Annotated in this window: 18 protein-coding genes; 12 read left to right on the top strand and 6 right to left on the bottom strand. The window is 62.2% G+C overall.

What is annotated here, in order from left to right; translation table 11 throughout:
• Entirely contained in the window at positions 1–1272 is a 1272-nt protein-coding gene (locus AB0O97_RS07600) for an FAD-dependent oxidoreductase (RefSeq protein WP_363881447.1), read from the bottom strand.
• Between the two features lie 106 nt (positions 1273–1378).
• Positions 1379–1984 (bottom strand): GTP cyclohydrolase I, encoded by a 606-nt coding sequence (gene folE / locus AB0O97_RS07595; protein WP_363881445.1) that lies wholly within the window; start codon positions 1982–1984, stop codon positions 1379–1381.
• Between the two features lie 141 nt (positions 1985–2125).
• On the opposite strand from folE, the gene AB0O97_RS07590 reads away from it, so the two are divergent.
• The gene (locus tag AB0O97_RS07590) at positions 2126–2869 is read left to right on the top strand and encodes a helix-turn-helix domain-containing protein (protein ID WP_363881443.1); all 744 of its coding nucleotides are present in this window, start codon (positions 2126–2128) and stop codon (positions 2867–2869) included.
• A 77-nt stretch (positions 2870–2946) separates the two neighbouring features.
• Here AB0O97_RS07590 and AB0O97_RS07585 read toward each other — a convergent pair whose 3' ends face one another.
• Positions 2947–4461 (bottom strand): S8 family serine peptidase, encoded by a 1515-nt coding sequence (locus AB0O97_RS07585; RefSeq protein WP_363881441.1) that lies wholly within the window; start codon positions 4459–4461, stop codon positions 2947–2949.
• A gap of 178 nt (positions 4462–4639) precedes the next feature.
• On the opposite strand from AB0O97_RS07585, the gene AB0O97_RS07580 reads away from it, so the two are divergent.
• From AB0O97_RS07580 to AB0O97_RS07530, 11 genes are all read left to right on the top strand, one after another.
• The gene (locus AB0O97_RS07580) at positions 4640–5869 is read left to right on the top strand and encodes a cysteine desulfurase family protein (protein ID WP_363881439.1); all 1230 of its coding nucleotides are present in this window, start codon (positions 4640–4642) and stop codon (positions 5867–5869) included.
• Between the two features lie 74 nt (positions 5870–5943).
• Positions 5944–7083 carry a tRNA 2-thiouridine(34) synthase MnmA gene (gene mnmA, locus AB0O97_RS07575; RefSeq protein WP_363881437.1) on the top strand — a complete coding sequence of 380 codons (1140 nt, stop codon included), beginning with the start codon at positions 5944–5946 and terminating at the stop codon, positions 7081–7083.
• A 218-nt stretch (positions 7084–7301) separates the two neighbouring features.
• On the top strand, positions 7302–7925 hold the full coding sequence (locus AB0O97_RS07570; protein ID WP_363881435.1) for a TIGR03086 family metal-binding protein: 624 nt from the start codon (positions 7302–7304) through the stop codon (positions 7923–7925).
• 260 nt (positions 7926–8185) lie between these two features.
• Positions 8186–9814, top strand: a complete 1629-nt coding sequence (locus AB0O97_RS07565; protein ID WP_363881433.1) for an ABC transporter substrate-binding protein — start codon at positions 8186–8188, stop codon at positions 9812–9814.
• A gap of 122 nt (positions 9815–9936) precedes the next feature.
• Positions 9937–11028 (top strand): ABC transporter permease, encoded by a 1092-nt coding sequence (locus tag AB0O97_RS07560; RefSeq protein WP_363881431.1) that lies wholly within the window; start codon positions 9937–9939, stop codon positions 11026–11028.
• A 3-nt stretch (positions 11029–11031) separates the two neighbouring features.
• Entirely contained in the window at positions 11032–11982 is a 951-nt protein-coding gene (locus AB0O97_RS07555) for an ABC transporter permease (protein ID WP_363881429.1), read from the top strand.
• A complete protein-coding gene (locus AB0O97_RS07550; RefSeq protein ID WP_363881427.1) occupies positions 11979–13688 on the top strand; it encodes an ABC transporter ATP-binding protein in 1710 nt (569 codons plus the stop codon). Before AB0O97_RS07555 ends, AB0O97_RS07550 begins: the two co-directional genes overlap by 4 nt.
• A 112-nt stretch (positions 13689–13800) precedes the next feature.
• Positions 13801–14286 (top strand): chorismate mutase, encoded by a 486-nt coding sequence (locus tag AB0O97_RS07545; protein WP_363881425.1) that lies wholly within the window; start codon positions 13801–13803, stop codon positions 14284–14286.
• Entirely contained in the window at positions 14283–15443 is a 1161-nt protein-coding gene (locus tag AB0O97_RS07540) for a hypothetical protein (protein ID WP_363881423.1), read from the top strand. Before AB0O97_RS07545 ends, AB0O97_RS07540 begins: the two co-directional genes overlap by 4 nt.
• Positions 15444–15562: 119 nt before the next feature.
• Positions 15563–16198, top strand: coding sequence for an SGNH/GDSL hydrolase family protein (locus AB0O97_RS07535; RefSeq protein WP_363881422.1), 636 nt, complete (start codon positions 15563–15565; stop codon positions 16196–16198).
• A 96-nt stretch (positions 16199–16294) separates the two neighbouring features.
• Positions 16295–16492 carry a hypothetical protein gene (locus AB0O97_RS07530; RefSeq protein WP_363881420.1) on the top strand — a complete coding sequence of 66 codons (198 nt, stop codon included), beginning with the start codon at positions 16295–16297 and terminating at the stop codon, positions 16490–16492.
• 26 nt (positions 16493–16518) lie between these two features.
• Here the strand turns inward: AB0O97_RS07530 and AB0O97_RS07525 are convergent, their stop codons facing one another.
• The 3 genes from AB0O97_RS07525 to AB0O97_RS07515 form a co-directional block, all read right to left on the bottom strand.
• Positions 16519–17811 (bottom strand): DUF58 domain-containing protein, encoded by a 1293-nt coding sequence (locus AB0O97_RS07525; RefSeq protein ID WP_363881418.1) that lies wholly within the window; start codon positions 17809–17811, stop codon positions 16519–16521.
• Positions 17812–17826: 15 nt separating this feature from the next.
• Entirely contained in the window at positions 17827–18789 is a 963-nt protein-coding gene (locus AB0O97_RS07520) for a MoxR family ATPase (RefSeq protein ID WP_363881468.1), read from the bottom strand.
• Positions 18790–18977: 188 nt separating this feature from the next.
• On the bottom strand, positions 18978–20264 hold the full coding sequence (locus AB0O97_RS07515) for a DUF4350 domain-containing protein (protein WP_363881416.1): 1287 nt from the start codon (positions 20262–20264) through the stop codon (positions 18978–18980).
• Positions 20265–20283 lie beyond the last annotated feature (19 nt).

The raw sequence follows: 20283 nt of genomic DNA, 5'->3' as shown, positions 1-20283 counted from the left end.
TCAAAGCCTCTCGAACGGGGTTTGTGGGTCAGCCAGTGCGGCCGTGTCGACGGTGCGCCGGGAGGAAATGAGGTCCTTGATGGCATCTTGGACATCCCAGATGTTCACGTTCATGCCCGCCACCACACGGCCGTCGAGCACCCAGAAGGCAATGAATTCGCGCTTCGCTAGATCGCCCCGGATTACCAGTTCGGCGTCTTTGGTGAGCGCGCCGAAGCCGGAATACTCCATCCCCAGGTCAAATTGGTCAGTGTAGAAGTAGGGGATGTCATCGAGTGCGGCGTCCTTGCCCAGCATGGATTTCGCCGCCACCTTGCCGCTGGCGATCGCGTTGGCCCAGTGTTCGGATCGGGCGTGCGTACCGGTCACGGGGTGCAGGGCGTTGGCCACATCGCCGGCGGCAAACACGTCCGGGGCGGAGGTCCGCAGCGCGGAGTCCACCTCAATACCGTTGTTGATGGTGAGTCCGGCATCCTGTGCGAGGGCAATATTGGGGACCACGCCGACGGCCACAATCACCACTTCGGCCGGGATCGTGACGCCTGTGGTGGTCAGCACGGAGCTCACATGCCCGTCGGTTCCCAGAATTTCGGCGGCGCTGGCTGGCAGCTCAAAACGCACGCCCGCTTCCTTGTGCCGGTCGGTGAACACCGTGCCCAGCTGCGTGCCGATCGCCGCGGACAGCGGCACCTCCTCGAGCCCCATGAGTGCCACCTTGTTGCCGAGCTCGGTGGCCGTGGCGGCAATTTCCATGCCAATCCAGCCCGATCCGATCAGCGCCACGTTCTTGCCGCCGCCGGTGAACAGCTCCTTCAGGGCAACGCTGTCGGCCTTGGTCCGGAACGTGTACACGCCTTCAAGGTCGACGCCGGGAAAAGGGATCCGGCGCGGGGCGGCACCTGTTGCTAAAAGCACCTTGGTATACGGGAGCGTGGTTCCGTTGGCCAAGGTAACAGTGTGGGACTGCGGGCTCAGGGCCGTTGCCGCAATCCCGGTCATGAGGGTCACGTTGTTCTCGGGATACCAGGTGGCGGGCAAGGGCAGCAGAGCATCCTCACCCTCTTTGCCAGCAAGAAATCCCTTGGACAGCGGCGGGCGCTGGTAAGGGATCTCCGCCTCGTCGGCCACGATGGTGACCGGCCCATCCCAGCCTTCCTTGCGCAAGGTTTCTGCTGCGGTGGCTGCCGTGAGACCGCCGCCGATGATGATTATGCCTGGCTCTTGCTCTTGGGTGGATGCGGCGGGAACGGCGGGGCTGGGGGTCTGGCTCATGGTCGAAACTCTTTTCCGGTGGAAAATCCTAATGTTTCTGCTGTGGTGGCTGGGGCTGGCTGCGGTTGATTCAGCGGAGGTGTTCGCCGACTGGGTGAGTCAGATGTCAGTGCGGGAACTGGAGTCGCAAGGGTCCGTCGTCGTTCAAGAGGCCAGTAAAGACAGAGGTGCGGGTCAGGGTTCCTGCCGTCTGGACGCCGCGCAGGGACATGCACATGTGTTCAGCTTCCAAGACTACGCCGACCCCGCGTGGGGCCAAGGTGTTCTCGAGCCAGTCGGCGATCTGCTGGGTGAGGCGTTCTTGGACTTGCAGATCGCGGGAGAAGAGTTCCACACCGCGGGCCAGTTTCGATAGGCCGAACAGGCGCTCGCCGGGGAGATAGCCCACGTGGGCCACGCCGCGGAAGGGCAGTAAATGGTGCTGACAGAGGGAATGGAAGGGGATGTCTTTGACCAGAACTAGGCCTTGGTAGCCTTCGTCGTTGGGGAACGTGGTCCAGGTGGTTTCGCGTGGGGTGAGCATTTCGGCATAGGCGGCGGCCACCCGGCGGGGGGTATCGAGCAGGTGAGGTTCGGTCTCGTCGCGGCCCAGCGCTCGCAGGAATTCGGCAATGGCGGCCTGCGCTCGAGGGAGATCAATGCCAGCTGCGGCAGACAATTCTGGGTCTTCAAAAGCGAGGAGGTCCGGGAGGGACGCACTGGTGATGGACATATCCAACCCTTTCTAAATCTTGTATTATTGACTTTAGAAGCGCAGACTCAAAGCGTCAAGCCATTCGACATATTCCGCAAACTGCCCGCCTTATGGGGGCGGGCAGGGCGGCACGATCATGAGGGGAGAGGGCCAGCGGCCATGAATCCATCCGAGCAGGAATCGCTAGTGGGATCGACAGCGTCTCCGGCGTCTGTGCAACGAGCAGATGCCGCCGAACTCCCCATGGGCCAGGAACAGCGCCTACGGGCTGTGGCGTCACTGGGGGATCCGGTGCGTAAGAAACTCTTTGAGCTGGTCCGTGATGCTGGCGCGCCGATGAGTCGCGACGAGTGCGCGGAGGCGCTCGGCTTGCCTAAGAGCACCATCCGCGTCCATCTGGATCGCTTGGTGGATGAGTCCTTGTTGCGTGTGGAATTCCGCAAGATGGGGGAGCGGACCGGCCCCGGTTCTGGCCGGCCCAGCAAGCTATATGCCGTGGCCCGCCGCGAAGTGAGCGCTTCCGTCCCGCCACGCCACTACGATCTTGCCGCGAGTCTGCTGGCCGCCGGGGTGCAGCGATCCATCGACACCGGAGGAGGAATTGAAGCATCCCTCGCCGAGGTGGCCCGCGAAGAAGGGTTACGTATGGGGCAGGAGGCAGGAAATATCCACACGCTGCTGGCGGAGAACGGCTACAGCCCCGAGCCCGACGGCGACGGCGGCACCATCATGGCCAACTGCCCTTTCCATCGGCTGTCGCAGGATCATCAAGGGGTGGTGTGCTCGCTCAATGGCGCGCTGCTCGGTGGGGCCCTTGAGGGGTGCGGCGATGACCGCCATGCGCTAGCTCCTGATCAGGAGATCTCGCACTGCTGCGCCCGGCTGGTGCCGAAGACACCTTAAGTAAGACCGAAACAGCTTTGGCGGCCACCCCTAGGATGACCGCCAAGGCTGAAGGATGCGTACTGGGACTGGTGCTGTTAGCGGACTGCTCGCAAAGCGTCCACGATGCCTTCGCCGTAGTAGCTGTTGTTGGCTGCCGGACCCACACATTCTGCGCCGGTGGGTGTCGCGGACGGCTTACAGGACTGATCTTGTGCCTGCGAGCGCAGCGCAGCGATCATCTTACTCGGCGTCCATCCCGGGTGCTCGGACTTCATCAGGGCCAGGACGCCGGCAACCTGGGGTGAGGCCATGGAGGTGCCGCTCAAGAGGCCGTACTTATTGTCCGGCAACGTGGAGAGGATGCGTGAGCCGGGAGCTGCAACATCAATAACGTTCAGGCCACGGTTCGAGAAGGATGAGAGCTTTGCTGCCTGATCCGTGGAGGCCACGGTCACCACCCCGTCGAGTTCAGTGGGAATGTCTTTGCAGTCATTATTGATCTGCCGGTGAGTGCCGGAAATGTCATTGGGGCTCACATCGTCGGTGGTCTTGTTAGCCAGATCGTAAGAGGCATTGCCAGCAGCTGCCGCATGAACCACGCCTTGCTTCGTGGACCACGCAACGGCTTTCTCCACGGCGTCTAGGACAGCCTTTTGATCGGGCTGGTCACCACACCAGAACTGCATCGGGTCAACGTAGTAGCTGTTGTTGGTGACGTCCATGCCCTTCATCCCTGCCCACATGAAACCGCAGATGGCGTATTCGGGGTAGATAGATCCGGCGTCGTTGACCACCTTGACGGAGGCCATGCGTACGTTCGGGGCCACACCTGTAATGCCAATCCCGTTACGGGGTGCACCAATGATGCCAGCCACGTGGGTTCCGTGGGACGAGGTGGTGGGGAACCAGCCGGTAGGCGAGGTATCCGGCCGTCCGGCGTCGGTGCAGTTCACTGAGGCGGTCACATCAATATTGGCCTGCAGATCGGGGTGGACCGGGTCGATCCCGCTGTCCAAGACGCCGACCAAAACATCCCGGGAACCATCGGTCATCTGATGAGCTTGGTTGGCCTTGATCTGCGCCTTATCCCACTGTTCGTTTTCACGCGGATCGGCAGTGACGCCGTCGAACGTGGCATCGCCATAGAGGAGGTCCGTGTTGGCCAGCTGCTTGCTGCGCAATTGCGGCAACTGTGGTTGCTGGGCCGTCTGCCACGGGGTGTCAATGCCAGCAGGTGTGCCCTCGGCAACGGTGATGGTGCGGGTTGCGCCAACCGAGACCACATGGGATTTTCCTTGTTTCAGGACGTCAGCACGGAAGCTGGCGCGGTCAGACTGGGCTATCACCACCCCAATTTCCGGCCACTCTTGGACGGTGACGCCGCCAGCAGCCTGAACGGCCCTCGAGGCCTGCTTAGTCTGGCCGCGGTTGGCCGCCTTTGCGTTGACGACGTAGCTCATGAGTTGGCCGTCCGCTGCGGGGAATTCGATGGGTGTTGATGGCGTTTGCGGCGGAGCAGCTACGGCACTGCCTCCGATAAAGGTTGTTGCTGCCATGGTCACGGCGCAGACGGCGGTAGCCGCGGCACGACGGAAGGGGACTTTTTGCATGGATTCAATCCTTCAAGATCATTGTGTGATGTGAAACACCACGATCCTGCCACTGGCTTGCGAATCATGACAAGACGAAATGCAGGGTCCCGCCAAGGACAATCCGAAAGGTTAGTGCCGATTCCACCTTGTAGTTGAAGTGCGTGGCCAGCGCAGTCCGTGCCGTAGAATTGAGACCGTGCCCGTGTATCTAGATCACGCGGCGACCACGCCAATTTCGGCCCCGGCCCTCGCCGCACTCACTTCCGTTATCGCCCGTAGCGGCAATCCGTCCTCCCTGCACGGATCGGGCCGTCGCGCCCGAGCCACCGTGGAAGCGTCCCGCGAAACCATCGCCAAGGCTGCCGGCGCCCACCCCACCGAGGTCATTTTTACCTCCGGCGGCACCGAGGCGGACAACCTCGCCGTGAAGGGCCTGTTTTGGTCCCGCAACGCCGCCGAGCCTGCCCGCAAGCGGATTCTGGTCTCCAGCGTTGAACACGCCGCCATCCAGGACACCGTCGAATGGCTCGAACAGCACGAGGGCGCCGAAGTGGTTTGGCTGCCCGTCGATGAGGACGGCGTGGTGAGTCTTTCTGCCCTGAAAAAGGAACTGGACGACGGCGGAGCAGACTCCGTGGCGCTGGTGACCTGCATGTGGGCCAACAATGAGGTGGGCACCATCGAGCCCATCGCCGAGATCGTTGCGCTCGCCGACAACTACGGCATCCCCGTACATTCGGACGCCGTTCAGGCTTTCGGATCGGTCCCCATCAACTTCAAGGAATCTGGCCTCGCGGCCATGTCCATCAGCGGCCACAAGATCGGCGGCCCCGTTGGGGTGGGGGCGCTGTTGTTGGGCCGCGCTGTGAAACTCATGCCCGTCCAGCACGGTGGGGGACAAGAACGCAGTGTTCGCTCCGGCACCTTGGATACGGCAGGCATCGCTGCCTTCGCCGCGGCCGCCGCAGATGTCACGGCCAACTTGACCGTCGAGAACCCTCGCCTGTCAGGCCTGCGCGATCAGATCATTGCCGCAGTCCGCCAAGCTGTCCCGGAAGCGGTGCTGCGCGGCGTGGACCCGGCCGAAAATCCTGCTGGTCGGCTGCCCGGCAACGCGCACTTCACCTTCCCCGGCTGCGAGGGCGATTCCCTGCTGTTCCTGCTGGACATGGCGGGAATTGAATCCTCCACAGGCTCGGCCTGCACGGCTGGAGTGCCCCGTCCCTCGCACGTTTTGTTGGCCATGGGTCTGGATGAGGACACCGCACGTGGCGCACAACGCTTTAGTTTGGGGCATACATCGGGCCAAGAAGACGTTGACGCTTTCGTGGCCGCGTTGCCCAATGCTCACGCACGCGCAAAACAGGCGGGCATGGCCGGGCATAAATCAAGTATTGAAACGGCAAGCACACGGGCCGCAGGCTGACCCGGTCAAGATCCGGCACCTGCACCACACAGCAACACAGCAACACAAAACAGTAATGAATTGAAAGGTACGTAATGCGAGTATTGGCCGCCATGAGTGGTGGAGTTGACTCCGCCGTCGCCGCAGCACGAGCAGTAGATGCTGGGCACGACGTCGTCGGCGTTCACCTGGCGCTGTCCCGCATGCCCGGAACCCTGCGCACCGGCAGCCGCGGCTGCTGCACCGTGGAGGATTCAAATGACGCTTGGCGGGCCTGCGATCTGCTCGGCATTCCGTACTACGTCTGGGACTTCTCCGAGCGGTTTAAAGAAGATGTGGTCCAGGACTTCATCGACGAATACGCCGCCGGCCGCACCCCCAATCCCTGCATGCGCTGCAACGAGCGGATCAAGTTCGCTGCGCTGCTGGAGAAGGCCATCGCCCTAGGCTTCGACGCCGTCTGCACGGGACACTACGCCAAGGTCATCACCGACGCCGACGGCAACCCGGAGCTGCACCGTGCCGCGGATTGGGCCAAGGACCAGAGCTATGTGCTCGGCGTGCTGACCCATGAGCAGCTCAAGCACTCCATGTTCCCGCTGGCCGATACCCCGTCCAAGGCCGAGGTTCGCGCCGAGGCTGAGGCCCGCGGCCTGTCCGTCGCCAAGAAGCCCGACAGCCACGATATTTGCTTCATCCCCGACGGCGACACCGCCGGCTGGTTGGCCGAGAAGATTGAGATGACCGACGGTGAGATCGTCGACGAAACCGGCGCAAAGGTGGGCGGTCACACCGGCTCCAACCAGTTCACCGTGGGTCAGCGCCGCGGCCTGAAGCTGGGCACCCCGGCTGCCGATGGAAAGCCCCGGTTTGTGCTGGAAATCCGGCCCAAGGAGAACAAGGTCATCGTTGGTCCGCACGCGCTGCTGGCTATCGATTCGATCCAAGGCATCAAGGTTTCCTGGGCTGGCTTGCCCATCGCCGAGGTCGCCACGGGCGAAGAATTCGATTGCTACGCTCAGGTCCGCGCGCACGGCGATCCAGTCCCGGCCCGTGCTTTTGTCACCGAAGAGACGGACGACGCCGGCACTCGCCAGCACCTGAACGTCACCTTGGTCGAGCCGCTGCGCGGCGTGGCCCCCGGACAGACCATCGTGCTGTACCAGGGCTCGCGTGTGTTGGGTCAGGCCACCATCGACACGGCCCGCTCACTGGCCCGCCCCGACCTCCCCTAGGCCAACGCCGCATCACTTTCCGGCCGTTTTTTCCAAACGCCGCATCACTTCCCGGGATCGCGACTAACCATCCCGCCGTTAGGTGATGCGGCGTTTGCGTTTTATGGCCGTAAAGTGATGCGGCGTTTGAGCGGGGGAAGGTTGATTTACCGGCGTGGCTCTTGCGGTACTGGCGTAAACTTCCTTTAAGGTGACTTAGCCCACGGAAGGTTTATAAAATGCCCCCGCATGCAATTCCCAACCCGCTGCAACACTTAGAAAGCGCTCTCAATCAATGCGCTGAAGTTATTAGCGCCATCTCGGCAAATCAGGCGGAATGGCCTACACCATGCGCCGACTGGAATGTACAGGACCTCCTGCACCACCTGGTAGTTCATGACCTGCACAAATACACCCTCATGGCCAGGGGGAACAACGTTGATCCGTTGGCAGCCGACGCTACGGTTGGAGCAGACTGGTCAACACGTTTTACCGACGGTGCTGCCTTACTCATGAGGGCCTGGGCATCAGCTGATCTCAGTACCCAGGTGGCACTGCCTGGAGGCGGCGAAGCCCCTCTACGCAGCCGGATCGGCTTGCAGATTACCGAATTTACCGTTCACGCCTGGGATCTGGTCAAAGCCACGAGCGTCCCCATCATCTTAGATCCCGTATTGGCCGAACAATCCTTGGCCTGGTCCCAGCGCATGCTGAAGATGGAACACCGCGGAGCAGACCGAGGAATCGGCTTGGAGGTCCGGGTTCCCATAGCCTCGGACCCTTACACCCAGCTTGCCGGCTGGTTCGGGCGCAGCCCCTACTTCCGCGCGGGACCACGCGTGGATTCTCTCAGCCAGCCGTAGCCCAGCGCTAGAAGCCAGCCCTAGCGCCCACCCCTGGTAACGCCCCGATTCGAAGTCCGCGCGCCGCGCCGCCGCTCCCTCTGGGGCTTTTTGGCGCTTCTTTGGCGCTTCTACCCTTTGGTAACCTTCTGGTTGCAACTTCGCGATCGATGCAGGGTCGCGCGCGCAAGTCTGGTATTCATTAAGTATCAAATACGTGGGCGCCGTCACACAAAGGTGTGTGGCGGCTCTCCATGCGAAGCACAAGAGAAAGTTTTCTGATGGCTAAGAACAAGTTCGGATTTAGTTCGGTGATCGTCGTTGCAGGCGTCTCCGTCCTCGCCATGACGGCATGTACGGGCCCCGCAGGTGGAGAAAGCACCGGTGGTTCCACAGGTGGACCGGTCGTTGTCGGCACCACCGACAAGACCACTTTCTTGGACCCGGCAGGGTCCTACGACAACGGCTCGTTCATGGTCATGAACCAGATCTACCCGTTTGTCATGAACTCCGAAGCCGGCAGTGCAGACCCCAAGCCGGATATTGCCGAATCGGCAGAGTTCACCTCACCCACTGAATTCACGGTGAAGCTAAAAGCTGGGCTCAAGTGGGCCAACGGCACCGAACTGGATTCCAAGGACGTGAAGTTCTCCTTCGACCGCCAGGTAAAGATCAACGACGTCAACGGACCGGCATCCCTGTTGGGCAACTTGGCCAGTGTTGAAGCTCCGGACGCCACCACCGTGGTGTTCAAGCTCAAGGTGGGCAACGACCAGACCTTCCCCCAGGTGCTGACCAGCCCGGCCGGTCCCATTGTGGATGACAGCGTCTTCAGTGCAGATGCCATCACCCCCGACGAGGACATCATTGCTGGCAAGTCCTACGCCGGACAGTTCACCATTGACTCCTTCAAGAAGAATCAGCTGATCTCCTTCAAGAAGAACCCTGACTACAAGGGCCTGCTGGGCCCGGCCAAGTCTGAAACGGTGACGATCAAGTACTTCGCCGACTCCAACAACTTGAAGCTGGAAGTCCAGAAGGGCAGCATCGACGTTGCCTGGCGCTCCCTCACGGCAACCGATATTGAAAGCCTGAAGGGCGATAAGAACGTCAAGGTTGATGTTGGCCCCGGTGGCGAAATTCGCTACATCGTGTTCAACTTCGACACCATGCCGTTCGGTGCCAAGACAGCTGATGCTGATGCTAAGAAGGCACTGGCCGTGCGCCAGGCTATGGCTGACTCCATTGATCGCGCCAAACTAGCTGATCAGGTTTACAAGGGCACCTACCTGCCCCTGTACTCACCGGTTCCCGCCGGATTTACCGGAGCGATTGAACCGTTGAAGTCAGAATACGGCGATGGCAACGGCGGCCCGGATGTTGACAAGGCCACTAAGGCACTCGCTGACGCCGGTGTAGAGACACCCGTGAAGTTGGACTTGCAGTACAACCCGGATCACTACGGTTCCTCCTCAGGCGATGAGTACGCGGCCATTAAGTCGCAGCTAGAAGCCACCAAGCTCTTCACCGTCAACCTTCAGTCGACTGAGTGGGTTTCCTACGCCAAGCAGCGCACCGAGGACGTTTACCCGATGTACCAGCTGGGTTGGTTCCCGGACTACTCCGATGCTGATAACTACCTGACCCCGTTCTTCAGCGAGAACAACTTCTTGGGCAATCACTACAGCAACCCGGAAGTTCAGAAGATGATCACCGAACAGGTGACCACGAACGATCCGGCCAAGCGCACCAAGCTGATCGAAGAGATTCAGGCCGCTGAGTCCAAGGACCTCTCTACTCTGCCGCTGTTGCAGGGTGCACAGGTTGCAGTCTCCGGTGTCAACGTCAACGGCACCAAGGACACCTTGGATGCTTCATTCAAGTTCCGTCTGGGCGTTCTATCTAAGTAAGGCCGCTTCGGTAGCCACTGGATAAACTCCACAGTGTATGGGGCGGGGACATCTGAAACGGATGCCCCCGCCCTTTTGCACTGATCACACTTTTTGCACAGCATCAAAAGAAACAGGCGCACATGACCGCAATGATTGACCTGCCGGCGGAAGAACCCGCACTGCAGGCCCCCAAGAGTAAAAGGAAAGCGGGCGGCAGCCTAGGCAAATACCTGGCCATCCGCTTTGTTCTGATCTTCCCCACCATCTTCATCCTCGTCTCCATGGTGTTCTTCCTCATGAGACTCACCGGCGATCCCATCACAGCAGCCCTCGGTGGTCGACTCCCCGCGGAGCAACTGGCAATACGCATTCACGAGGCCGGCTACGACAGGCCCCTCTTCGTCCAATACATCGAGTACTTGGGACAGGTCGCCACTGGAAACTTTGGCCGCACCATCTCCGATAACCTGCTGATCTCGGACATGCTGGCCACCTACGGCACAGCAACACTGGAACTGGCTATCAACTCACTCGTCGTGGCCCTGCTGATCGGTATCCCGTTGGGCATGCTCGCCGCCTACAAGCGCGACAAGTGGCAGGACGCCATCGCCCGCGTAGCGGCCATCGCCTTTTACGCCACCCCGGTGTTCTTCGCAGGCCTGATCCTGAAGCTCATCTTCTCCATCTGGCTCGGCTGGTTCCCCGTAGCAGGCCGCGGCACCACCAGCACGGAAATTTTCATGGCCCAGCTGGAATCGCCCTCAGGCATTTACTGGCTCGATGCCCTGCGCAGCGGCAACATGACCGTGTTTTGGGACGTCGCCCAGCACGCCGTTCTGCCAGCTGTGGCCCTCGGGCTACTCACCGCCGGCATCTTCTTGCGATTGGTGCGCACCAACATGATCGGCACCCTGAGCCGAGACTACGTTGAGGCCGGCCGATCCCGCGGTGTCAGCGAATTCCGCCTCATCACCAAGCACGCGTACAAGCCGGCACTGATCCCCATCATCACCGTCATGGGTCTGCAGATCGCACTCCTCCTTGGCGGGGCAGTCCTGACCGAGACCACCTTCGAATGGAAGGGACTCGGCTTCCAGCTGGCTCAATACCTCACCGCGCGCGACTTCGTGGCAGTGCAAGGCATTGTGGTTCTGCTGGCCGTGATCGTGGCCGTCACCAACTTCATCGTGGATGTCATCGCCGCGCTGATCGACCCGAGGGTGAGGTACTAGGCCATGGAGACCAAAAAGTCGCTTTTCAGCCGCTTGCCCGTGATCTCTCAGCTCAAAAAGAGTATGGGACTCCAGCGTGGCATGCTCGTCGCGGGCATCGTCCTGACGCTCATCTTCTTATTGACCGCCGCGTTGGCACCATTGATTTCTCCCTACGGCCCCACCCAGCGATTCGACGCAACTCAGGCACCGCCGTCGTCCGTTCACCTTTGGGGTACGACGGCGGGAGGTTACGATGTCCTGTCCCGCACCATTTGGGGGGCCCAGACTGCGGTCTTCGTGATTGTGATTGCTGTTGCGCTGTCCATTTTCATTGGCGTGATCTTGGGCTTGCTCTCCGGTTACCTGGGTGGCTGGCTGGACCGCATTTTAGTGGTGGTGGCCGATGCCATTTACGCGTTCCCCACGCTGCTGCTGGCCATGGTCATGTCCATTGCTCTCACGCAGGGAAGCTCGGATATGTGGGCGGGTATTTTTGCCGCCGCCATCTCCATCACCGTCGTGTTCATCCCGCAGTACTTCCGTGTGATCCGTGCCGAAACTATCCGCCTCAAAGCCGAACCGTTTGTGGAATCGGCCATCGTGGTGGGCGCCTCCACCGTGCGCATCATGGCCCGGCACATTTTCAAGAACGCCACCCGGACGCTGCCACTGATCTTCACACTGAACGCTTCCGAGGCGATTCTGACTCTGGCCGGACTTGGCTTCTTGGGCTTCGGTATTGAGCCCTCATCGGCGGCGGAATGGGGCTATGACCTCAACCATGCGCAGTCGGATGCTACCGCCGGTATTTGGTGGACCGGGGTGTTCCCGGGTGCGGCCATTGTGCTGACCGTTCTCGGCCTGACCTTGTTGGGCGAGTCCATGAATGACCTCAATGACCCTCGTCTGCGTGGACGTAAGAAGACGAAAAAGAACGCAGCCACGAAGCAAGAGGAGTTGGTGGAAGCATGAGTCGCTCCACAGAAAATGCACCCCACGGTGAAGAGTCGCCGCGGTCCGTGTTGGACATTTCCGATCTCAAGGTCACTTTTGCCACGGATCAGGGCGATGTTCCGGCCGTCAAGGACGTCTCGTTCACCGTGGCACCGGGTGAAATTGTTGCCATCGTGGGGGAGTCCGGATCGGGCAAGACCGTCACGGCTAAGACCATCTTGGGTCTGCTGCCGGAGACTGCCCAGAGCAGCGGCGCCGTGATCATCACGGGTAACGACGTGTTGAGTGTCAGCGCCCAGGAGATGCGTCAGATTCGTGGCCGGGATGTGGCCATGGTGTTCCAGGAACCATCCACGGCACTGAACCCCGTGTACACGGTGGGCTGGCAGATTGCCGAGGGCCTGCGTGCCCACCGTCCTGAGGGAAAGCGTGTGGGCAAGAAGGAAGCTCGCAAGCTGGCCATCGAGGCTTTGGCCAAGGTGGGTATTCCGGAGCCGGAGAAGCGGGTTGACTACTACCCGCACCAGTTCTCCGGAGGTCAGAAGCAGCGCGTGGTGATCGCCGCAGCGCTGGCCCTGAACCCGGGCCTGATCGTGGCCGATGAGCCCACCACGGCACTCGATGTGACGGTACAGGCGGAGATTCTTGAGTTGTTGCGGGATCTACGCGATCGCTACGGCACCTCCATTGTGCTGATCACCCACAACATGGGTGTGGTGGCAGACCTCGCCGACCGCGTGGTGGTCATGTTCCAGGGCGACGTCGTAGAGGAAGCCAGCTCGGCCGTGCTCTTTGACGCACCCAAGCAGGACTACACGAAGGCGTTGCTGGCCGCTGTGCCGCACCTGGGCCGCAACTCGGCGTCGGAAGGTTTCACGGAGCGGGCCTTCCAAGACAAGGAAGTGCTGGTCCGTGCCTCGGATCTGGAAATTGAGTACCCGGGCCGCTTGGGCAGCCCCGCGTTCAGGGCCGTGGACAAGGTCTCCTTCACCATCAGCGCTGGCGAAGTGTTCGGCTTGGTGGGCGAGTCCGGTTCGGGCAAGACCACCATTGGCCGTGCCATTGCCGGGTTGAACCGCACCACGGGTGGTTCGCTGAACGTGCTCGGCTACGAGATGCTCAATTACAAGGAGCGCTCGTTCCGGCCCCTGCGCAAGGACATCGGCTTTGTCTTCCAGGACCCGGCCGCTTCCTTCAACCCGTACCTGAGCATTGGCGAATGTGTTGCCGAGCCGTTGCTCATCCACACCGAGCTCTCCGGCCACGCCGTCACCAAACGTGTTGGCGAGTTGCTGGAGTCGGTGCAGTTGCCCGCAGCCTACGCCAAACGTTTCCCGCATGAGCTCTCCGGTGGGCAGCGTCAGCGAGCATCACTGGCTCGTGGCCTGGCGCTCAAGCCCAAGCTGTTGATCGCCGATGAGCCCACCTCGGCACTGGACGTGTCAGTCCAGGCAAAGGTGCTGGAGCTGTTCCGTGAAATCCAAGCTGAAATGGGTTTCGCGGCCCTGTTCATCAGCCACGACCTCGCCGTCGTGGACATTCTGGCCGAATGGGTCGGCGTGCTCTACAAGGGCAAAATGGTGGAGCAGGGAATTGGCAACCAGGTGATGGGCAATCCGCAGGCCGACTACACCAAGCGCCTGATTGCCTCGCTGCCCGTGCCCAACCCGGCGGAGCAGGCCAAACGTCGCGCCGCCCATCAGGCACTGTTGGCGGCAAAGTAATGTAGCTCTGCGCAGCTGACGTTGCTGAGCTGCACCCTTAAAGTGCGCGTTTAGGCGGTGCCCGGCATGGACAGTGTTTTTGTCCCCGCCGGGCACCGCCTAAACTGTTTCCATGACCGAATCGAGCCACGCAGAGCACTTGTCCGTCGAAGATTTTGACCCGGCCGCCAGCTCCCTGAGCGGAGCCGTGGACCCGGCCATCATGGCGGAGCTGCTGTCCATCCGCTCCAGCATCGACAACTTCGATGCCACCCTCGTGTACCTGCTGGCCGAACGCTTCAAGGCGACCCAACGCGTGGGCATCCTCAAGGCCAAGCACCAGCTTCCCGCGGGCGATCCGGGCCGGGAGAAGGCCCAGATCCACCGCCTGCGTGCCCTCGCCGAGTCCGCCCACCTGGACCCCGCCTTCGCCGAGAAGTTCCTGAACTTCATCATCAGCGAGGTCATCCACCACCATCAGGCCATTTCCCAAAGCCACTCCGCCGCAGCCGCCACCGGTGGTGTTCCCGTGGTCAGCCACGACGGTCTTGGCTTCGTGGCGGATACACAGGCACAGACTGCAGCCGTGACGGACGACGCCGGCACACCGCTTCCGTGATTCCCTCACCGCAGCACAGCCCTAGTCCCGTAGCGGAGCCGGCCAGTGCGTTTGTTGACAGTGCCACCGCCACGGCTTTGGGTCCCTGGCCCGGCACCGATCCTGTCGAGGCCGCCAAAGTCTCAGTCGGCATTTTTCCCGGCCCAAACCTGCCGTTTTTGCCGCAACTTCCGGCCCGCGGTGTGGGCTCGGACAGCATTGGCCGCACAGCTGTGCTACTTCCCGAACTGCCGGTAGACGTCCAGCCCTACGGTTGGCGCTTCGTGGATAGGGCCGGCCTGGACTTTCGGCGCGCGGAATCCGCTTTGTCCACCGACATCAATGTGCTCGCCGATGTGGTGGGTGCTGGGGAACTCTCGCCAGCAGCGTTCAAGGTTCACGTTGCGGGGCCGTTTTCTTTGGCCGCTTCCATTCATCTGCACTACGGTGAACGGGCCGTGCGCGATTACGGTGCACGGCGAGACATTGGGCAGTCCTTGGCAGCCGGGCTGCAGGTCCACGCGCTGAAAGTCCAGAGCGCTGTTCCCGGTACTGCCCTGACCTTGCAAATTGATGAACCGCACATTGCCGCGGTCCTTGCCGGGAGCATCCCCACAGCCTCGGGTTATAGGACCCTGCGCGCCATTCCGCGTTCGGAGTTGCGTCAAACATGGAGTGATCTGGTGGCAGCGGCACGCGAGGCTGGTTTCAGCCAGATCGCGATCAATCTGGCACCTGCGGAGCAGGCTCTGGCCGCGAAGGCGCCTGCCGAGAGGTCGCCAAGCGATGCCGCTGACGGCGCGTCCGCGATCGAAGCCACCATGTGGCGACAAGCTCTGGAAATCGCACTGGAAGCAGGCATCGATGCAGTGGCCGTACCTCTGAATAGGCTCGATGGAGGGCACTGGGAGATGCTGGCAGGCGCCCTGGAATCTGGTGTGGGAGTGTGGGCTGGGACGGTGCCGGTCAGCGCAGGCCAGGCACCGCCGTCGTACGCTGCCTTGGTGGAGCGGATCATGCGCCCGTGGCGGAAGCTGGGACTGGCTGAGTCGGGGCTGAATCAGCTGCGCATCACGGAGGAATCCAGCCTTGCCGTGCTCACACCTCAGGAGGCGCGGGCGGTGCTGGGCAGGTCGCTGGATGTGGCCCAAGCGCTTGGCGACATCCGCAACGCCTAAGCGGCACATCGTGCGCCCATAACGATCCTTTCCAGAAAGTCGCGTAGGGAGGAGAGTGGCGCCGGAGTGTCGAAAGTAATTCGGTACCAAGCGCATCAGACGTGGGGGAGAATCAGTTCGTGACCGGGGGACGAATATTCAGAAGGGCGCGCCAAGGCGCCGGTGTGCTGTTGGTGGTCTCCATGGTGCTGGTGGGGCTGGGGCCTGGCTCGGTGGTCCCGACGGGGGAGACGGGCAGGGCTGCCGCGAGTGATGCTGTCCCGGTCGACGCGCCCGAGTCCCTGCAGCCTCTGCAGCCTCTTCTTCTGAGCTATCCGGAACGTAATACCGTGCCCGACGGCGGCCGGGCCACGGCCCCAGCGGCCAGGGACGAAGTTGCCACCGTCTGGGATTTGCCGCCCGGTTCACTGGTGCTCAACCCTGTCTCTGGTCGGCGCGAAATCCTTGATCCGGCTGTTTGGCGAACTGCGGTGCTGATTGGGGACTCGCAGTCCTCTGGAGCTGCGGGCGTCAAATCTGAGCAATCGTGGGTAGTGCGCGGGCTGGCGGAGCGAGGCTACACGGTCGACTTTGTGGGTGGCGGCGGCACCGGTTTCACGGCCGCTTCCGGTATCAGGGGTAACTACCTTGACGCGCTGGACAGCGGCCAAATGCTCCTTCCCTACGGAACTCCCGCGCTAGTAGTGATTCAAGGTGGCGGCAACGACGCTGCAAGGGGTGCCAGTGACGCCCAGATTCTGGCGAATGCCGAGTAGCTGCTGCGTGAGCTCAAGGCAAGCTACCCGCAGGCAAATTTCCTGCTCATCGGCACGCTGGCCCGGGGCGGCAAGGACGGTGGTCGGCGCACCCAGGTGGACACACTGCTGGCCGGTTTCGCCAAGCGTAACGGTGTGCCCTTTGTCAGCACCGGTGATTGGATCACCCGCTACGGAGTCGGGAACAAGATGGCCGACGGCGTCCACCTCACCGCGGACGGGCACGGGGCCTTGTCCAAGGTTCTCTCGGCTCGGCTGAAGGATATGAATCTTCAAGGACCTGCGCGCGGCTGAGTCGCCTGGCGAATGTGCGGGGCTGCCTAGAGCCGGCCAGCAGCTTTGAGTTTGATATAGAGATCTGCCAGTTTCGGGGGCAGTTCCTGGGGTGCGGCGTCGACCACTTCAACACCAGCCTGCTGGAGATACGCCGTGATGGCTTCACGCCGGTTGAGGGTGTGCTCGGCCGCGGCCGCGCGGTAGGCCAAGGTGCTGGTTGAGCGTTCCAGCCGCGCACGTTCCAGGGCTGGATCGCGTACGGCAGCCACCACCACCAAGTGTTTTTGGGAGAGCGTGGTGACCAGCGGAATCAGGCCCTCTTCGGCAGCTCCGGCGTCGAGCGAAGTCACCAAGACCACCAATGCGCGGTGGGCTGTGACATCCCTGACCTGCCCGGCAATTCCTTGGGCATTGAACTCAATCAGTTCTGGTTCCAGAGGGGCCAGGCCCTGCACCATGGCATTGAGCATATTGCCCTTGCCGGTGGAGGAAACTTTGGCTCGCACCCGGCGGTCGTAGGCCACGAGACTGACCCGGTCCCCACCACGTTCGGCCAAAACGGCCAGCAAGAGGGAGGCCTCGATGCCGGTGTCGAGAGCCGTTTCATCCTCAATACGGGTGGCCGAGGTCCGCGAAGTGTCCAAGACAATGACCACTCGGCGATCGCGCTCGGGGCGCCACGTACGCACCACCACGTCCTGGCGGCGGGCCGTGGCACGCCAGTCAATGGAGCGGACGTCATCGCCGCGGACGTAGTCGCGCAGTGAATCGAATTCGGTGCCGGCTCCACGAATTTGTACAGCGGCCTTGCCGTCAAGCTCACGCAGCTTGCGAAGCTTGGAGGGCAGATGCCGTTTGGAGTGGAACGGTGGTAGCACCCGCAACACGCCGGGAGCCGTGATGGTGTGTTGCCGGGCGGCCATGCCCAGCGGCCCAAAGGAGCGGATGGTGAGGTGGTGGGTCGCCAAATCCCCGCGCCGGGACGGGAGTAGTTCAACACTCATGGCCGCCCGTTCACCGGCCCGGATACGGAGCTGCTGCAGGGCATTGCGGGCACCGGCGGAAGGCTGCCAACCGTCCTTCACCTGGGCCCGCAACACCATGGAGGAATTGTTGGAGAGCCGCACAACAGCCGTGGCCGGTTCGCCCAGCCGGACCCCGGAAGGGATGGTCCGGCGGACAGACACCGTCCGTGGCGAGGCTGCAAAAACCAGATCCACCACCAACAGCAGAAGCAGCACGGATACGGCCACTACCCAGGTCAGCAGTCCAGGAAAAAGGACAATCGGAATCAGGGCCGCCAATGCCACCCAGAAAAACCTGCCCGAAATCGCCATAGTTCTAGGCCCGGATCAGCGCGGAACCGGCACGGTGGCCAAGATGGAGAGCAGAATGCCGTCCACGGCGACTCCGTCCATCTCGGCTTCGGGGCGCAGTGCCACACGGTGACGGAGGGTGGGCAAGGCCAGCGCCTTGATGTCGTCGGGGGTCACAAAGGTTCTGCCTGACAACCAGGCATAGGCGCGGGCAGATTTCAGGATGGCGGTTGCACCACGGGGTGAGACACCCAGCTGGAATGACGGCGCCGTGCGGGTGGCCCGCACCAGATCCACCACATAGGCGAGGATTTCCCCGGCCACATTGACCTGGGCAACTTCTTCTCGGGCCTGGGCCAACTCTGTTGCACCGGCCACGGGGCGCACTCCCGCCGCGTGCAGATCCTGGGGGTCAAAGCCCAAGCTGTGCCGGCGGATCACCTCAATCTCATCGTCCCGACCGGGCAGATCCATGGTGAGTTTGAGGAGGAAACGGTCCAATTGTGCCTCAGGCAGCGGGTAGGTGCCCTCGTACTCGACCGGGTTTTGGGTGGCGGCCACCATGAACGGGGCCGGCAGTTTGCGTGAGACGCCGTCCACGGAAACTTGGTGCTCTTCCATGGCTTCCAGCAGGGATGCCTGCGTCTTCGGTGGTGTCCTGTTGATTTCATCGGCCAGCAGGATGTTGGTGAAAACGGGGCCTTCGCGGAAGGTAAATGCGGAGGTACTGGCGTCATAAATCAACGATCCGGTCACATCGCCGGGCATCAGGTCAGGTGTAAATTGCACGCGTTTGGTGTCCAAACTCAGCGCCGTGGACAGCGCCCTGACCAGGAGGGTCTTGGCAACACCTGGCACCCCTTCGAGCAGCACATGACCGCCGGCCAGCAGGGCAATAAGCAGGCCCGTCACGGTGTCATCCTGGCCCACCACGGCCTTGGCCACCTCGGTGCGGACCGCCAAAAGAGCTTGGGCTGAGGCACTCGGTGCGGCCCGCATCTGCTGCGGCGGCTGATACTGCTGCGCCGGCTGCGCCGGCTGCGCTGGCGGCTGCTCCTGATACTGCTGCGCTTGCTGCTGATGCTGCGCCTGTTCCTGATACTGCTCCCGATAGTGCTGCGGCGCGGGGGAGCCGGGGTAGCCAGGCTGCGGGTAGGATTCCGGGTTCGTCTCCGGGTGGGGCATGGTCATCGACGTGCCACTTCTTCCTCTAGTGCCGCAAGATCGGCGGCGATTCTCAACATGTCTTTTTCAGTCGTGGGGGCCTCGCCCAGCAAAATGGCATGAACCTGCGCGCTGGAGCGAGAACTTGCCCCGGCAACAGCTTCGACGACGGCGGACGGATCAGCCGCGTGCCCCAATCGAAGGGCGCGCGCCAGCCGAGTGAGCGAGGCATGCCGGAGCGTTCGGGTGGCAGTATCCACGGCCCGGGCATCTTGATAAAGCCGGGCCCGGCCAGCCATGGTTTCGGAGGCCTTCACAATGACCGGGAGCGGCTCGGCCACCAACGGGCCGTTCCTGCGCCCGCGCCACAGCACCCCCACCACGGCCACCAGCATCAGCCATGCAGCGGCCGGGAACATCCACGCCGGGGTCAGTTCGGCCATACTAGGCGGGTTTTGCGCCGGCGGGATGTCACTGACAGAGGAGGTGTACCAGAGCAGATTGGGTTTGCTGCCCAATAGCCTAAACGTCAGCGCAGCATTCCCGGCCTGGGCCAGATTGTGGTTATTGACGACGCCGGAATACCCCAATGCGGTGATGTCACCGGCGCTGTTGCTCGCCAACAGTCCCCCCGAAGAGGTGCCTGCTTTTGCTTCGGGGCTGAAGCACGTCTGCGCACCCTTGAACAACATCAGCGGACCCTTGGCGGGTCCCGCATCCAGTGCTGGGTCGGGAGCGCCGCCGCTGATGGAACCAGCGGCCGCGGCATCTGGATGATCGCACTGGGCAGCTACTTGCTGGATGCCGGCGGTGGTGCCGGCCGAGCTGAGTTCGGGGCTGAGGCTTTTCACGGTGAGCGGACCGGGCGTGATCGCCAGCAGCTTGGCACCGTTTTCCGCCACGGCGGCGGCAAGCTCCGAAACCTGCTGGGGACTGAGGATGTTTCTCGGATCATAAAACAGCACTGTGCTGCTGCCGTAGGGGTTGTGGGCCAGCGCATTGGTGGTCTCGGCCAGTGACTTGGTGGCGGTGACATCCACGCCTTGGTTTTCCAGGACCGATGCTGCGGCTTGGGCGCCGGCCGGGGCCGGGTTGTTAATAGCCAGCGCGTCAATGCTGCGATTGCCTGAGTCGTTGAGCAGAAAGGCAAGCAGCGACAACAGCACAAACACTGCCGCGCCGATGATCCAGAATCGATACTTCCGCCACCGGGCGGCCAAACGCTGGCCAAGAGTGGTGCCGTCGGCGTGAAATACCTGCTCGCCGGTGCCATCGGGCGCAACGGCTGCCTCAGGTGAGTCCGTGCTCATGGGCACCGGGGTAGGGGAG

The organism is Specibacter sp. NPDC078692 (genome assembly GCF_040686835.1).
Classification (GTDB): Bacteria; Actinomycetota; Actinomycetes; order Actinomycetales; family Micrococcaceae; genus Specibacter.
Note: the sequence above shows the minus strand (reverse complement) of the source record. Positions and strands in the feature narration are given on the sequence as shown.

Coding starts and splice junctions, on each gene's coding strand:
- AB0O97_RS07600 (WP_363881447.1), bottom strand. CDS start 1,272: ATGAGCCAGACCCCCAGCCCCGCCGTTCCCGCCGCATCCACCCAAGAG.
- folE (WP_363881445.1), bottom strand. CDS start 1,984: ATGTCCATCACCAGTGCGTCCCTCCCGGACCTCCTCGCTTTTGAAGAC.
- AB0O97_RS07590 (WP_363881443.1), top strand. CDS start 2,126: ATGAATCCATCCGAGCAGGAATCGCTAGTGGGATCGACAGCGTCTCCG.
- AB0O97_RS07585 (WP_363881441.1), bottom strand. CDS start 4,461: ATGCAAAAAGTCCCCTTCCGTCGTGCCGCGGCTACCGCCGTCTGCGCC.
- mnmA (WP_363881437.1), top strand. CDS start 5,944: ATGCGAGTATTGGCCGCCATGAGTGGTGGAGTTGACTCCGCCGTCGCC.
- AB0O97_RS07570 (WP_363881435.1), top strand. CDS start 7,302: ATGCCCCCGCATGCAATTCCCAACCCGCTGCAACACTTAGAAAGCGCT.
- AB0O97_RS07565 (WP_363881433.1), top strand. CDS start 8,186: ATGGCTAAGAACAAGTTCGGATTTAGTTCGGTGATCGTCGTTGCAGGC.
- AB0O97_RS07560 (WP_363881431.1), top strand. CDS start 9,937: ATGACCGCAATGATTGACCTGCCGGCGGAAGAACCCGCACTGCAGGCC.
- AB0O97_RS07555 (WP_363881429.1), top strand. CDS start 11,032: ATGGAGACCAAAAAGTCGCTTTTCAGCCGCTTGCCCGTGATCTCTCAG.
- AB0O97_RS07550 (WP_363881427.1), top strand. CDS start 11,979: ATGAGTCGCTCCACAGAAAATGCACCCCACGGTGAAGAGTCGCCGCGG.
- AB0O97_RS07545 (WP_363881425.1), top strand. CDS start 13,801: ATGACCGAATCGAGCCACGCAGAGCACTTGTCCGTCGAAGATTTTGAC.
- AB0O97_RS07525 (WP_363881418.1), bottom strand. CDS start 17,811: ATGGCGATTTCGGGCAGGTTTTTCTGGGTGGCATTGGCGGCCCTGATT.
- AB0O97_RS07520 (WP_363881468.1), bottom strand. CDS start 18,789: ATGCGGGCCGCACCGAGTGCCTCAGCCCAAGCTCTTTTGGCGGTCCGC.
- AB0O97_RS07515 (WP_363881416.1), bottom strand. CDS start 20,264: ATGAGCACGGACTCACCTGAGGCAGCCGTTGCGCCCGATGGCACCGGC.